Origin of the sequence: Pseudoalteromonas luteoviolacea H33-S (assembly GCF_001625695.1) — a bacterium.
GTDB lineage: Bacteria > Pseudomonadota > Gammaproteobacteria > Enterobacterales > Alteromonadaceae > Pseudoalteromonas > Pseudoalteromonas luteoviolacea_B.
Genome location: NZ_AUXY01000035.1, coordinates 240,711 through 255,263, shown reverse-complemented (window position 1 = coordinate 255,263; position 14,553 = coordinate 240,711). Strand labels below are relative to the sequence as shown.

Genomic DNA, 14,553 nt, shown 5'->3' with positions numbered 1-14,553 from the left:
TTCAAGGAGTCAGATATGCGCCTTTGGCGGCTGTATTTTGTTTTGCTAGTTTTATGTGTGTTTGTAGGAAGTGCCAGAGGCACCACTGAGGTTAAAGTAGAGGCTATCTCCGCTTATAACGGGTTGGCTAACCCGCAGATTTACGCGGTATCAAAAGATCCCCAAGGGTTTATGTGGTTTGGCAGTGCAGATGGAGTAAAGCGCTACGACGGCTATCAATTTGTCAGTTTTAACCATGATCCGAATGACAACAGTTCCCTCTCTGCAAACAGTGTTGGGGCGCTTTTGTTTGATAAACAGGGACGGCTTTGGGCGGGTACTTGGGGCGGCGGGTTAAACTTATTTAATCGGGATAAGCAGCAATTTGTCCATTTTAAATATGATGAGGCAAACCCACATTCACTGGGCGCAAATAAAGTACAAACGCTATTCGAAAGCCGAGACGGTACCTTGTGGGTGGGCACAAATGGCGGTGGCCTCAACCGTTTAAAAGAAGATCAGCAAAGTTTTGAGCGCTTCGTGATGCAGCAAGATAATCCATATAGCTTGGGCAGTGATCGGGTTTGGAGTATCAGTGAAGACAATAAAGGCGGTATTTGGGTAGGGACCTCCAATGGTTTGTACCGATTAGACAGAGATACTGGCCAATTTAAGGGTTTTGGCGTGGCAGCTAATTCTTTGGATCATGCAGAGGTGCGTCAGGTATCAGTCGATACCTTAGGAAGGGTATGGGTAGCGACTCGCACCAGTTTTGGCTTGTTCAATCCGGAAACCGCCGAGTATCGAATTTATAATATTCCATCAGGTGCATTGCCAAGCGTGACGCGCTTACATCATTTTAATGAAGATATATTATTGGCGACTTTTGCCGGAGTTTATCGTTTTGCGCCCCGAGAAAATCAATTTGTGCCTGTGATTGAAAACGGTGAGCTCACCTTATTACAAAATCGAGATGTGAGACAAATCTTGATTGATGACAGCGGCTTATTATGGGCAGCTACGCGCTACTCCGGCGTGCAAAAAGTTTTTCCAAATCCTCCAGCGTTTATTTCGTGGCAAAATTTCTTAAGTGAGCAGTTACTCTCAGGGCTATTCAATCAAGTTCTGACAATCGAACAGGCCAAAACGGGCGGTGTGTGGCTTGGCACAGGCCGTGGCTTGGTGCATTTTGATGGTCAGTCTCAGTTCACGCCATTTGCAGATGAAAAAACCTTACAGGGAAACTACCGATTACGTGTACACAGTATGGCTCGAGATCTTAATGGGCAACTGTTTGCTGCGACAAGTTTTGGTGTGTATCGTGTTGATGAAGATAATAAATCTTTGAGCATAGTTCCACTGTCATGGCTAGAGGATTCTCGCCGCTCTGTAGAGCACATTAGTTTTGATAAGCAGGGCAGTATGTGGTTAGTCCTATCTGGACGAAGTGGCTTAACAAAGCTGGAAGCGGGTAATAACGCAATCGTACATTTTCTCGAAGGGCAAGATCTAGAGTTTACATTTCATGACAGTGAAGGGTACATATGGGCAGGTAGCGATGGAGAGGGGGTGTTTAGGCTTAATCCTGCTACCTCCAACTTCGAACAATATACCGCCCATGGCGAACAAGTAGGACCCAATGGAAATTATGTCAGTCATGTCATGCAGCAAGGCGACTATATTTGGCTGGCTACTAATTTAGGGATCACGCGTTTTGATATTGCGACCCAACAATTTAAACAGTACGACAATACCGCCTCACAGGTAAATTTTGCCGTGCAATCGATAGCCCAAGATAAAGAGGGTTTTTTATGGTTTGCCAGCGCCAGCGGTGTATTTAAGTTCGATCCGATTTACGGCATTTTTCATCAATTTACCACCAATGATGGTTTGATAAACCATCACTTTTTGGCGCGCTCCTTTATCATCTCTGACGAGCAAATTTTGTTTGGCAGCATTGATGGTATCACGGGATTTAACCCAAAAGATGTCAAAGTCAATACCAGTGCACCCCCAGTTGCATTTACACAGGCTTTTGTCGATGGTAATCCTATCGAAATTGACAGTGGCGAAATTCGCTTAGGCCATCAAGATAAAAATTTATCAATTCACTTTGCTGCACTGGACTTTCAAGCAACAGATGATAACCGATATCGTACTTGGTTGGTGGGGTATCATGATAAATGGAGTGATATTACACCAGAGCATATTGTTAACTACCGAGAGCTTCCCCCTGGAGAATATCGCTTTAGGGTGCAGGGGAGCAATAATCATGGTGTTTGGAATCAGGTTGGGATTGAGCTTAAGGTGATAAGCGTGCCAGCATGGTATCAAACCCTGTGGTTTCAAGTTTCTATGCCGGTCATAGTCGTGATTGCTTTACTGCTTGGGTTTTGGCTGAGAGTTAGGCAGTTACGTGAAAATAGCATTGAGTTAGAGCGTAAAATTGCAAAGCGTACGCGCGACATTGTAGTTCTAGGCGAAGTAGGCAAAGAAGTTGCCGCTACTTACGATATGCATGTGATCAGCGAAACCATTTACACGCACCTAAGCGATATCTTGCATTGTGAGTTTTTTGCCGTTGGTGTGTTTTACCCTGAGAAAAGCTACATAGATTACATTTATGCCATGCAACAAGGAGAGCTCTATGAGGCATTGGAAAGCCATACCAAGGTAGTGAGCAGTGCCGATGTTTATTGCGTATCTAGTGGTCAAGAGTTTTATGCTGCAAGCGATGAGAGCTGGCAAAAAGTGGGGCTCAAAGCCTGTAATAACCTCTATGGTGAGCAGACTAAATCTGTATTTTGTGCGCCACTGATTGTCGATGGCAAGGTGATTGGGGTATTTACCGTACAGTCAAACAAACCGCGAGCATATAAAGAAGTGCATTTAAATGTTTTGCGCTCTGTTGCCAACCATATCGCGGTGGCACTTGCTAATTCATTGTCGTACAGCGAACTCAAAGAGGCGGAGCAGAGGCTAGATTTGGCCATGCAAGGCGCCAATGCAGGCACATGGGAGTGGGATTGCCAAAGTGATTTACTCGTCACCAATGGTATTTGGTCGACCATGCTGGGGTATCAAGAAGGGGAGCTTGAGCTGCGCTATGGCAACACCATCAAGCGTTGGCGGGAGCTTATTCATCCAGATGATGTGGCAGTGGTAGAAAGTGCACTTCAGGCACATCTTAGCAAGCAGTCAGACACTTACCGCTGTGAACTGCGCATGAAAACCGCCAGTGGAGAGTGGAAATGGATTTTGAGTATGGGACAAAGTGTATTTGTGAACCAAGATAACAGGCGCAAAGAAATGTTTGGTATTCATATGGATATCTCAGACTCGAAAGGGCTAGAAGCTGCACTAAAGCAAGCCAAAGAGCGCGCAGAAAGTGCCACCCAAGCGAAGTCAGATTTTCTGTCGAATATGTCTCATGAAATACGCACACCAATGAATGCCATTATTGGCATGAGCTATTTAGCATTGGAAACAGAACTGAATTTTAAGCAGCGTAACTATGTGGAGAAAATTCACCGTAGTGCAGAGTCTTTACTTGGCATCATCAATGATATTTTGGACTTTTCTAAAATTGAAGCCGGAAAACTAGATATTGAGCAAGTAGAATTTTCAATAGAAGAGACCTTGCGCAGCTGCTTAGATTTAATTGCAGTGAAGGCAAAAGAGAAGGGGTTGGAGCTATGTGCGCATATTGACCCCAACGTGCCTAGTAAGTTAATTGGCGATCCACTGCGTTTGTCGCAAATACTGCTTAATCTCGGTAGTAATGCGGTGAAGTTCACCGAGCAGGGTGGCGAAGTGCTGGTGGATGTGCGTGTGGAGCAGCAATTGGCCGGAGAGTTAACCTTAAAGTTTGCTGTGGTTGACTCGGGTATTGGCATGACACAAGAGCAGCAAGCGAAATTATTCAGTTCTTTCTCTCAAGCCGATACGTCGACGACGAGAAAATATGGTGGTACAGGACTTGGGCTGGCCATTTGTAAAAAGCTAGTGGAGTTAATGCAAGGTGAGATCCATTGTCAAAGTGCGCAGGGCGTGGGCAGTACTTTTAGTTTTACACTGGTACTTGATGATGCGCTGTGTGAACCTGTAGCGCTAGAGAAGTTACCAGCGACACAAGCGCTGATCATTGATGATAACTTCAGTTCAAGCCGTTATCTAGGCTCTTGCTTATCCCGTTTTGAAATTGAATCACGCAGTGTATCGTCTGCCGATATGACGGATTTAGGTGACTTATTATTGCCCGTAGACATGGTGTTCATTGATATGCGTGTTGAACAGGCCGATGGTTACCTTCAGCAAGTACAGCAGGCCAAGCCCGCAATGCCTTGTATTTTGATGCCTCTATATGAGGCGCAAAATGTTGACGCTTATTTGAAGCATATTGAGCGGGGGAGCTATTTACTCAAGCCATTTTTAGCAGATGATGTGTATAGTGCGATGCAGCGAGCGTTTGGGTTTATCGAACAGCCAGCTGAGCAAAGTCACGAGCACGACGAGCAAGCACATCAGCTGGCTGGTGCTCGACTGTTATTAGTAGAGGATAATGATTTAAATCAAGAGCTAGCAGTAACCTTATTGACAAGCAAAGGTATCGAAGTTGATGTGGCGGAACATGGGCAGCAAGCGTTGGAGATGTTGGAGAAAAGTACGTTCGACGGTGTATTGATGGATTGCCAGATGCCGGTGATGGATGGGTATACGGCGACGCGCAAAATACGTGAGCAAAGCCAATTTGAGTCTTTGCCGGTAATCGCGATGACCGCCAGTGTTATGATGGATAATCAAGATGCAGCGCTGGCTTGTGGCATGAATGACATTATTAGCAAACCGCTCAATATCGAAAAAATGTTTGCAACTTTGCGAAAGTGGATTTCAGTTTCCAAGCCACCTAAAACTGATACGGAACAGCCTCAAATCGCGATGGACGATACGGATTATCCCAATATTGAAGGCATCGACACAGGTATTGCCAAGTCTATATCACAAGGCGATTCAGCCCTATTTAAACGCTTACTCAAGCGTTTTGTTGATCGTCAGCAGCATTTTCATGCGCACTTTGAAGAGGCGTTGGAGCAACAACATACCGATCCTGATGCACCGATGCGTTGTGCCCACACCTTAAAAGGGACGGCAGGCAATATAGGTGCGACGCAGGTACAGGCCGCAGCAGGTGAGTTGGAACAGTTGTGTGCCGATAAACAGCCACATGCATCTGCGTTGAATCAAGTACATGAAAAATTGGAGCCCTTAATCTTTGCGATTCAGCAGGTGTTAAATAATCAGTCCAATGAGGTTAAATCACCATCACCTCAATCGAGTGCCTTAACGGAGCAACAAGTCGCACAGATGTTGGAACAACTAACAGTATTACTTGAAGATTATGATACTGATGCCATTGATTTAGTTAGTGAATTGCTACCTGTGTATGAAGGTACAAAATTTGTTGATGCGTTCCAGCAACTGGTGAGCTTAATTGATGATTACGACTTTGATGCTGCCAAGGCGCTATTGGCCAAAATTCAACCTGAATTGATGGTATCAGAGCAAGTATAAGACTAACTCGAGTGGAATGACGCTAAATTGGAAAACTATGCGTATCTTGAATTGTCAAATTGACGGATATTTATGAAAAATGCTGGGCGTACTGGTCAAGGTATGTTGGCAAGGATTGACGAGGTGTACGCCCAGCTAAAAGCGCGTTTAAATTGTAATTAATGCATCTTTGTTAAAAATGCTGGGCGTACTGGTCAAGGTATGTTGGCAAGGATTGACGAGGTGTACGCCCAGCTAAAAGCGCGTTTAAATTGTAATTAATGCATCTTTGTTAAAAATGCTGGGCGTACTGGTCAAGGTATGTTGGCAAGGATTGACGAGGTGTACGCCCAGCTAAAAAGTGCGTTTAAATTGTTTTTGCGTCATCTCTATTAAAAATGCTGAGTGTGCCAGTCAAGGTTATAGGCAAGGATTGACACAGCGGCACACTCAGCGAGACGATATGGGGTCATTCATGCGTCACTGTGCCTGCTGGTATGCTGATTGAGTGACATAGTGGTGGTTATTCAATTCATAGCGCATTACTGCGTCATTTAAATAAGAAAAGGTCTTAGGCCTTCCTGCCGAATCTAATGTGCCATCATTTTCTATGCTGTTTTCAATGATTAAATGCGCTGAATTGGTGTTGACGGCATATAGTTTCAATGCATAGCTGCCGGGATGAACGATTAAATTTCCTTTATAAGCATGTGGTAAGCCATTGCTGATAGAACTATCTTGTTGTGCTGCATTGCGTGCAAATATGCCATTTTCACCTGCATAAATAATATGATTATTAAGCACCTTAATCCCATCTCCATCTATCATCATGCCGTTACCACCACTGCGATAAATCAAGTTATCTCTTACTTCCACACCATCACCGCCAACTTGAATACCTGTGTTTTGCCAGTGAGGATCAAATGGACTGACCCCTGTGCGATATAGGGTGTTATTGGTGATAAATGCGTTACCTTGCACTGAGTTAAGCTGTATACCGTCAGCAGCGATGTTCTCAAGTTTATTATCAAAAATATGTACATCTTGAATTTTGTGTGGGAAGACTGTAGTCAGTGCATTGTCACACACCAAGTTACGGGATTTACCCGTATATCCGATGTACATGCCTTCGCCGCTTTCGGTGCTGTGAATATAGTTATTATGAATACGCAGGCCTGTCATGCTAAAATTCTCAGCCCATGTATTGGCATCGCAAGTTGGATCTGTTTTGATTAACATGCCAGCAAAACGAGCGCGATAGATTTCGAGGTGATCGATTTCAATTTGTTCGCTCAATCCGCCAACCCCCAATGTACCGCCAAGTCTCAATCCATACTCTGACTCACCCTCTACAGGGGTTGAGGTAACCCTTAGCCATTGACTATTTTCAATCGCGATGCTGTATTCATAGGGGGAAAAAGTCACGACACCATTTTGGTTTCGTATTGTGATAGGCGCAGTTGCTGTTCCTTGCATATTGCGTACTCTCAGTGGCCCACGTGTGCCGGCTTCTAAGCATAACGTCTCACCAGCTTTAACTACCATGTTTTGGCCATCAATCAAGTGTTGTGCGCTGCGAATGTAATGATCACAGTGTAAATTATTTGTTTGTGCTGAGAGGTTGTTTTGCGTGGTGATACTTGCAAAACTTGGCGCAGTTATAAGTATATTTATTAGCAAAATGGCTTTGCGGTTAGGCTTTTTTGTATTCGTCATTGGACACTCCATTATCAAATGTTTGAATTTATTGTTGATTCTAAGTGAATAAGAAATTGCGTTTATATTGGTAACAAGATGCAGAAAACACTAGAAAAACAGGGTAAATAAAGAGTAAAATTACTTTTACCGGATTTGGGTAAGTGTTACTTGTTGATATTTATGGATAAATTTTTTATGGATGAAAAAAAGTGTAGTTTAGAAAAATGTAAAGGTTTGTGGATAGGTGATGTTTATGCCGATTTAAACACTAAATCTTTACATAAAGATAGTCTGAGTCAGCCTTTGTCAGAGCTGTCCTTCTCACTTCTTTTGACTTTGGTCGAGTATCAAAGTATGCCTTTACCTGCTGAACAGCTGCAAAATATGGTATGGCAAGGTGTTGTCACAGGTAATGAAAATGTAAAACAGCGAATAAGTATTCTAAGGAAAGCTTTTTCTGCCCTAGATGACCTAGAACATATCAAAAATATCCGAGGTAAAGGGTACCTACTTGTACAGCCTGTGAAGCTAGATTATGCAGATAAAAGTGTCAATATCTGGCCTATTACTGTTGCAAGTATCATTTTGGCACTTTTCATCATTATTGGAGTGCTTTGGCATAATTCTTCAACATCGAAAGTGCTAAAAAGTGAGCAGTATCAATTGTATGTTGAAACGGGTGACAGCATAAGACTTGCGAATAAAAAATCAAATTTGGCTTTTTGCTTAGATGGCTTCGACGATTATGTCGAGGTGTTTGATTCTGAACTTGACGTGAGTACCGGTGATTTTTCGCTGTCGACTTGGGTTAAAACGTCATCGCAAGGTCAGCACATCATTGTGGATAAGCGCTATGAAGATCAAGTATCTGATGTCCAAGGGTATGCTTTTTATATCGATGAAGGGTACTTGGCACTGCAACTTGCCGATGGTGATGGTAGTTGGTATTGTCAAGAGCCCGATTCTTCTTGTACCTTTTATGACTCTAAAGCATTTGTCTCCGACGGACAGTGGCACCATGTTGCTGTGAGTATAGATAGGGACCGTAGTAAAGGGCTTCGTTTTTATCTCAATGGGCAGCTCAATAGCGCTTTTGACCCAACAGGTCGCCAAGGCTCGCTAAGTAATGAAAAGCCGCTGCGCATTGGCAGTCGTTCATCGTTCAAAACTGGTTTGTTCCATGGTTCAATAGGCGAAATACAGCTCTATCATCGAGTTCTAACTCCATCAGAGATACGACAGCAGTATAACAAAGGGAATTCGCGTAACTGTAGTGGCTCAGGCAGTAAAGGCGGCATTTAGTGAACCTTTAAAGTGAACTGCTTTAGATCAAGAAAAGCTGTTCACTCGGGATAAGCTTACAGCCAAACAAACTGCGTTATTTGGACTTTTTGCGTTCTTCTAAAATGAGGTTAATCATTTCGGTACGGATCTCAGCTTCTTGGGTTTTAAGGTCATTCAGTTGCTGCTCCAGCACTTCAATCAAGTCTTCTTCTTGTGTGTTCTTGTATGCTTTGCTGCCTATATGCTCTGGAGCTTCACTGCTTTTTGGTGTATCGGGGGCTGAGTCAGCCGTGGGGGCGTGTATGGTTAAAGTTCGCTGCAATGGTGGCTTTTTTAACTCGTTGATTTCTTTTTGTAGGTTGCGGATTTTTTCTTGTACAAGCTCCACAACCTTTTCAAGGTTTTCATATTGCTCTTTGAAAACAGGGTTGCGCCTTTTATAGGCCGCGGCTTCTTTGTCTAGTTCCTTACTAACGAGAGGTTGCTTTTCCTCATCGTCTTTTTCGTCTTGTCGATACGCTGATTTTTCACGTGGTGTGGGCTTTAGGACATTTTCAGGTAGCTCGCTGGTTCTTTTATGACTCGGAACATAGGGATGAGATGCTTTTTTTTCAATGACTTTGGGCTCAGTAATATGAGTGTGATGCAGGATTTTAGATAACATGATGATTCCTTATCTCTGTGTTATGTACCTCTAGTATCTATCGGCTGGCTATCCTTTTTATAAAGTCGAATAAGTTGATATTTATCAAAAAAATTGCCGGATATCTCCGGCAATTTATATTTTACCTTGTTTTATTTTTTATACATCTCAAACCAAGCAAGGGTGTGCTCAATTTTTGAAATCATACGAGATGGTCGACCTGCAATACCGTGCGGTGCGCCAGGAACACGAATAAGTACAGTGTCTACTTTGCGCAGTTTTAATGCTTGGTAAAACTGCTCTGATTCGGACATCGGAGTACGTCGGTCTAATTCACCTGTCATAATTAACGATGGCGTAGTGACATTACCCACCAGAGATAGCGGTGAGCGCTGCCAATAATGCGCAAGGTTTTCCCAAGGTAGGCCTGGGAATTGGTTGCGAATTTGGCCAAGGTAGCTGTCTGCCGTAAGCACTTTACTGATCCAGTTAATCACTGGTTTTGTGATGGCCGCTGCATTGAATCTGTCTGTTAGACCAACTGCATAGGCTGTTGCGATGCCGCCTGCAGAACCACCAGCAATGAACAAGTTGTTTTCATCGATAAAGCCTTTTTCGATCAAGGCATCTACGGCAGAGTTGTGATCTGCAAAGTCTTCTTTAGAGCTATATTTGCCGTCCAGTAACAATGCAAAGCGCTCGCCATAGCTGGTTGAGCCACGATAGTTGACGTAAACCACAACGTAACCTTCAGCTGCATAACGTTGCAATTCTGCACTAAAGTGAGGGCCATATGCTAAATGTGGACCGCCATGAATTTCTACTAATAGCGGGTATTTTTTTGACTTATCAAAGTTAGGTGGTGTGATATACCAACCTTGGATCTGCTCACCATCAAACGCTGATTGGTAATTGAGTTCATGTACTTCACCTAATGTGCGATGGGCTAATAGATCTTGGTTTAATTGTGTCAGTGTTGTTGTTTTCCCTTTTCGCCAGTATGCCACATCTGCGGGAGCTTGACTGTTGCCTTGGGTGTAAGCCAATGTACCATTGTTAGCCATGGTAAAGCTGCCGCTGACATAGGGGCGACCCAATGTTGTGCCTGATACATCATCTACCAGAGGCTTAACTTTGCCGCGTGAAGACACTTTTGCTAACACGCGCTTACCGAGGTCATCATATTGGATAACAAAGTCACCTTTGCCAGCCCAGCGGTAATCCGCAACGGAGCGGTCTAAGCCCGCGGTCAATGACTTAAGCTTTTTATCTTTGATAGACAGTAAGGTTAATTGGTTATTGACGTATGGTACTGGTGCGTTACCGCGACTAATAAACGCTAATTTATCACCTTTAGCAGAGAAGGTAGGGCTATATTCATATCCCGGCAAGTCTGTTAGCTGCGTTAGTGCTTGGCTCGCTAGGTTAACCTGGTATAAATCTGTTTCTGTAGTTCGGTATTCCCATTCAGGGTGTTGATCTGATGAGAAAACGATGTTTTGGTTATTTGGACTCCAAGCTAAAGGCCCTCGATGTTGAAAGTCCCCTTTGGTAAGCTGTCTTGGCGTACCGCCATTAGCTGGTAAGACAAAGACATGTCTGAAAGCAGGTTCAAGGTAGCCTCGTCCATCAGCTTGGTACCTGGCTTTTTCGAAAATTTTAACCGGCTCAGACCACTGGGCACCCTTTGGTTTACTTGGTAGTTTAACCGATTTTGCAAACTTAGATTTGCCTTGGGGAACATTCATGGTGAACGCAATTTGCTCCCCGTCAGATGACCATGTTATATCACTGATGGCTTTAGGCAGCTGAGTGAGTACAGCTTGCTTATCTTGTTCTACCCAATACACATGTAATTGGCGAGAGCCGCTGCTATTACTGGTAAATGCTATTTTACTACTATCAGGTGACCAGCGAGCTTGGCTGTAGCTATATTGATCCGCGAATAGTGGATAGTGACTTTTTTTCGCTATGTCATATAACCATAAAGTACGTTTTGGCACATCACGCATGATGTCATAGCTGCTGCGCTCATAAACAATTTTTTTGCCATCTGGGCTGATTTGTGTGCTTGCTGCATATTCAAGGGCAAAAATATCATCAGACTTAAATGTTGTGCTTGCTGAGCTGTCTGTAGCTGCTAAGGCAAGCATCACGCCACTGAGGGCGAGAGAAGTGATTGGCTTCATAAGTAGAACTTTTATTTTTAATTTTCTCTACAGTAAATTTGAATCGTTTGATTAACAAGTATTATGAGATGGGCTGACCTAGCCTGTGGTCGAATGGAGGAGATGGGATGATTTAAATCAATAACATTACACTTTGGATTATTGCTAATTCTAAAGTATTGGTTATGTGATTCACTAGCTCTGATCTCATCAAAACCTAGGTGATAGTTGAAAGAGGAACACACTGAACCTTTTATCACTATTAAAAATACCACACTTTTTTGTTTTTTAATTAATCAATTATTCCGTGATGGGTAAAATAAGGGGTTAATTTATTTATTGATTTTTGGTTTTTTTGGGGTATTTTATTCCCACCATTTAGATGGTGTATTAATTTAATTAAATAAGGAAATTATTATGAAACTTAATCTTAAAACTAAAAAGCTAGCTAATTTATCTAATAAAGTCGTAACTCTGCAACTGACAGAGAAAGTCGCAGGTGGTGCGGCCGTAACAGGTTGTTACTTTCCATGCAAACCACAAACGAATACAGGCAAATAAGCGCGTGCTGATCAACACGCATTAAAGTGAGGTGCGCTGTGCGCACCTATTTATGAGGATGCCTTGTTCGCGCCATATAACTTTAACGCAGCTCTTGTGATATGTAGACCGCAGGGATGTGGCGTTCCATTAAAAATTCGGGAGATTGCACATCATTAAACCCAAATTGTCTATAAAGCGTATGCGCATCATGCGTTACCAGTGTAAAGCGTCTAAGTCCTTGTAATTTAGGATGTGTTACTACAGCGTCTAGCAGCTGTTTGCTATGCCCAATTCCTCTAAACGGCTCCAAAACAAAAACATCGAGTAGATTTGCAAATGTTGCGCAATCTGTGACGACACGGGCAAATGCAATGAGCTGGTTGTTTTGTACCAGTGCAAAACACAGCGAATTGTCGATGGCTGTTTGTAGCCTTTCTGCGGTTATGCCCTTACTCCAGTAGCTTCGCTCTGACAAAAATGCGTGAGCTTGTTTGAATTGTGATGGCGAAAGTCGATTGACGAGCTGCATCTTTAAACTCCTATTGCGCACTGAGGTGGATAAGTGGAAGGCAAGCGAGTAATAGACTGGCCATTGCATAGTTAAAACGCTGCATATGAGCGGGGTTTTGTAATTTGTTACTGAGTACTTTGCCAAAATAAATCCAGCTTAAACCACTGCCAAGGGCCACGATGTTGAACACCACAACACCGAGTATGGCTGAGTGCCAATAATATTCTCCAGGGAGTGTCAAAGCGGTCGTCAATGATAGTAAGGTCGCCATCGATTTTGGGTTAATAAGCTGAAAGAGCGCACCTTGCATAAATGAAAGCGGCTGTGCTTGCTGTTGTTTTTGTGAGGATTTGGTGTGCTTAAATGCAATTTTACAGGCCAGATATACGATATAGCCACTCGCCAACAGCTTAAAAGTAAAGTGTAAAGGCGGTATGGCCAGCACCAAGTGACCCAGCCCCATCAGCATCATAATGTGAATGATGGTCATTCCTGCTCGGATCCCGACAATATGAGGAAGTGTTTTTTTAATGCCAAATTTTGACCCAGAATATGTCAGTAAAATAGTATTTGGCCCGGGTGTAATTGAAGCGGTGAAACTGAAGAGTATCAGCGCAGGTAACAGTGTTGATAGTTCAATTAATGGCAAAATAACCTCCTAGATTGTATTGATACAATTATTGCTTTTTGTTCTATGTACAAGTATTGTCATAACTACAGATAGGCATCAATTTATTTATTGTTATGGGTACAATTATGCTCCTTAGCAAAGAGTAGTACCTACGCTTAGCTGCTTCGAAGCCAAGATACATGGCGTCAGCTGAACTGATTGAGCAGGCGATTGAGCATAAACAGCTCGCATATGATCAGCGTCTTCTTGCGCAAAGAGTCTTTGCTGCTCTCTTGCAGATCACCCATGACGCGGTGACAAGCGCTTATGATTTATTGGAGCTGCGCGGATATGTTCGAGCAAAATTAGTCTCTGGCACTTATGTGTTACAGGAAAATAAGCGCGTGCCGATTGACACGCATTAAATTGAGGTGCGCTGTGCGCACTTATTTATGAGGTTGCCTTGTACGCAGCAGGGGGGTGGCGCTCCATTAAGTACTCAGGAGATTGCACATCATCAAACCCAAATTGTCTATAAAGCGTATGCGCATCATGCGTTACCAGTGTAAAGCGTCTAAGTCCTTGTAATTTAGGATGTGTTACCACAGCGTCTAGCAGCTGTTTGCCATGACCCATTCCTCTAAATGGCTCCAAAACAAAAACATCGAGCAGATTTGCAAATGTTGCGTAGTCTGTGACGACACGGGCAAATGCAATGAGCTGATTTTTTTGTACCAGTGCAAAACACAGCGAATTATCGATGGCTGCTTGTAACCTTTCTGCGGTTATGCCCTTACTCCAATAGCTCCGCTCTGACAAAAATGCATGAACTTGTTTGAATTGTGATTGCGAAAGTTGATTGATGAGCTGCATCTTTAAACTCCTATTGAGAACTTAAGTGGATAAGTGGAAGGCAAGCGAGTAACAGGCTGGCCATTGCATAGTTAAAACGCTGCATATGAGTGGGGTTTTGTAATTTTTTACTGAGCACTTTGCCAAAATAGATCCAGCTTAAACCACTGCCAAGGGCCACGATGTTGAACACCACAACACCGAGTATGGCTGAGTGCCAATAATAATCACCAGGAAGTGTCAAAGCCGTCGTCAATGATAGTATGGTTGCTATCGATTTTGGGTTAATAAGCTGAAAGAGTGCACCTTGTATAAATGTAAGCGGGTGTGCTTGCTGTTGTTTTTGTGAAGATTTGGTGTGCTTAAATGCAATTTTATAGGCCAGATATACGATATAGCCACTCGCCAACAGTTTAAAGATAAAGTGTAAAGGCGGTATGGTCAGCACCAAGTGACCCAACCCCAATAGCATCATAATGTGAATGATGGTCATCCCTGCTAGGAGCCCAACAATATGAGGGAGTGTCTTTTTAATGCCAAATTTTGATCCAGAATATGTCAGTAAAATAGTATTTGGCCCGGGTGTAATTGTAGCGGTGAAACTGAAGAGTATCAGCGCAGGTAACAGTGTTGATAGTTCAATCAATGGCAAAATAACCCCCCCCCTTTAATTGTATTGATACAATAGTTGCTTTTTTTTCCGTATTTAATTATT

At 43.1% G+C, this 14,553-nt stretch carries 11 protein-coding genes; 4 read left to right on the top strand and 7 right to left on the bottom strand.

Annotated elements, in window-relative coordinates; genetic code table 11:
• The first annotated feature begins 15 nt into the window (after positions 1–15).
• Positions 16–5,550, top strand: coding sequence for a two-component regulator propeller domain-containing protein (locus N477_RS02900; protein WP_063361102.1), 5,535 nt, complete (start codon positions 16–18; stop codon positions 5,548–5,550).
• 459 nt (positions 5,551–6,009) lie between these two features.
• Here N477_RS02900 and N477_RS02895 read toward each other — a convergent pair whose 3' ends face one another.
• Entirely contained in the window at positions 6,010–7,245 is a 1,236-nt protein-coding gene (locus N477_RS02895) for a right-handed parallel beta-helix repeat-containing protein (RefSeq protein ID WP_063361101.1), read from the bottom strand.
• A gap of 177 nt (positions 7,246–7,422) precedes the next feature.
• On the opposite strand from N477_RS02895, the gene N477_RS02890 reads away from it, so the two are divergent.
• Positions 7,423–8,529, top strand: a complete 1,107-nt coding sequence (locus tag N477_RS02890; protein ID WP_063361100.1) for a LamG-like jellyroll fold domain-containing protein — start codon at positions 7,423–7,425, stop codon at positions 8,527–8,529.
• A gap of 76 nt (positions 8,530–8,605) precedes the next feature.
• On the opposite strand, the gene N477_RS02885 is transcribed toward N477_RS02890, so the two are convergent.
• Together N477_RS02885 and N477_RS02880 are read right to left on the bottom strand one after the other, a co-directional pair.
• Positions 8,606–9,175, bottom strand: coding sequence for a hypothetical protein (locus N477_RS02885; protein WP_081216387.1), 570 nt, complete (start codon positions 9,173–9,175; stop codon positions 8,606–8,608).
• 131 nt (positions 9,176–9,306) lie between these two features.
• Positions 9,307–11,343 carry an alpha/beta hydrolase family protein gene (locus tag N477_RS02880; RefSeq protein ID WP_063361099.1) on the bottom strand — a complete coding sequence of 679 codons (2,037 nt, stop codon included), beginning with the start codon at positions 11,341–11,343 and terminating at the stop codon, positions 9,307–9,309.
• Positions 11,344–11,739: 396 nt separating this feature from the next.
• Here N477_RS02880 and N477_RS25870 point away from each other — a divergent pair, with 396 nt between their 5' ends.
• Positions 11,740–11,883, top strand: coding sequence for a hypothetical protein (locus N477_RS25870; protein ID WP_155731771.1), 144 nt, complete (start codon positions 11,740–11,742; stop codon positions 11,881–11,883).
• Positions 11,884–11,965: 82 nt separating this feature from the next.
• On the opposite strand, the gene N477_RS02875 is transcribed toward N477_RS25870, so the two are convergent.
• Together N477_RS02875 and N477_RS02870 are read right to left on the bottom strand one after the other, a co-directional pair.
• Complete coding sequence (locus tag N477_RS02875; protein WP_063361098.1) at positions 11,966–12,394, bottom strand: GNAT family N-acetyltransferase; 429 nt, start codon at positions 12,392–12,394, stop codon at positions 11,966–11,968.
• 10 nt (positions 12,395–12,404) lie between these two features.
• The gene (locus N477_RS02870; protein ID WP_081216386.1) at positions 12,405–13,025 is read right to left on the bottom strand and encodes a LysE family translocator; all 621 of its coding nucleotides are present in this window, start codon (positions 13,023–13,025) and stop codon (positions 12,405–12,407) included.
• 161 nt (positions 13,026–13,186) lie between these two features.
• On the opposite strand from N477_RS02870, the gene N477_RS02865 reads away from it, so the two are divergent.
• Positions 13,187–13,411: a hypothetical protein gene (locus N477_RS02865; RefSeq protein ID WP_063361096.1), complete on the top strand. Its 225-nt coding sequence runs from the start codon at positions 13,187–13,189 to the stop codon at positions 13,409–13,411.
• A 25-nt stretch (positions 13,412–13,436) separates the two neighbouring features.
• Here N477_RS02865 and N477_RS02860 read toward each other — a convergent pair whose 3' ends face one another.
• Positions 13,437–13,859 carry a GNAT family N-acetyltransferase gene (locus N477_RS02860; protein ID WP_063361095.1) on the bottom strand — a complete coding sequence of 141 codons (423 nt, stop codon included), beginning with the start codon at positions 13,857–13,859 and terminating at the stop codon, positions 13,437–13,439.
• Positions 13,860–13,869: 10 nt separating this feature from the next.
• Positions 13,870–14,490, bottom strand: a complete 621-nt coding sequence (locus N477_RS02855; protein WP_081216385.1) for a LysE family translocator — start codon at positions 14,488–14,490, stop codon at positions 13,870–13,872.
• Positions 14,491–14,553: the final 63 nt, after the last annotated feature.

Bases quoted from the DNA above. Each gene is read 5' to 3' on its own strand.
- N477_RS02900 (WP_063361102.1), top strand. From the start codon at position 16: ATGCGCCTTTGGCGGCTGTATTTTGTTTTGCTAGTTTTATGTGTGTTT.
- N477_RS02895 (WP_063361101.1), bottom strand. From the start codon at position 7,245: ATGACGAATACAAAAAAGCCTAACCGCAAAGCCATTTTGCTAATAAAT.
- N477_RS02890 (WP_063361100.1), top strand. From the start codon at position 7,423: ATGGATGAAAAAAAGTGTAGTTTAGAAAAATGTAAAGGTTTGTGGATA.
- N477_RS02885 (WP_081216387.1), bottom strand. From the start codon at position 9,175: ATGTTATCTAAAATCCTGCATCACACTCATATTACTGAGCCCAAAGTC.
- N477_RS02880 (WP_063361099.1), bottom strand. From the start codon at position 11,343: ATGAAGCCAATCACTTCTCTCGCCCTCAGTGGCGTGATGCTTGCCTTA.
- N477_RS25870 (WP_155731771.1), top strand. From the start codon at position 11,740: ATGAAACTTAATCTTAAAACTAAAAAGCTAGCTAATTTATCTAATAAA.
- N477_RS02875 (WP_063361098.1), bottom strand. From the start codon at position 12,394: ATGCAGCTCGTCAATCGACTTTCGCCATCACAATTCAAACAAGCTCAC.
- N477_RS02865 (WP_063361096.1), top strand. From the start codon at position 13,187: ATGGCGTCAGCTGAACTGATTGAGCAGGCGATTGAGCATAAACAGCTC.
- N477_RS02860 (WP_063361095.1), bottom strand. From the start codon at position 13,859: ATGCAGCTCATCAATCAACTTTCGCAATCACAATTCAAACAAGTTCAT.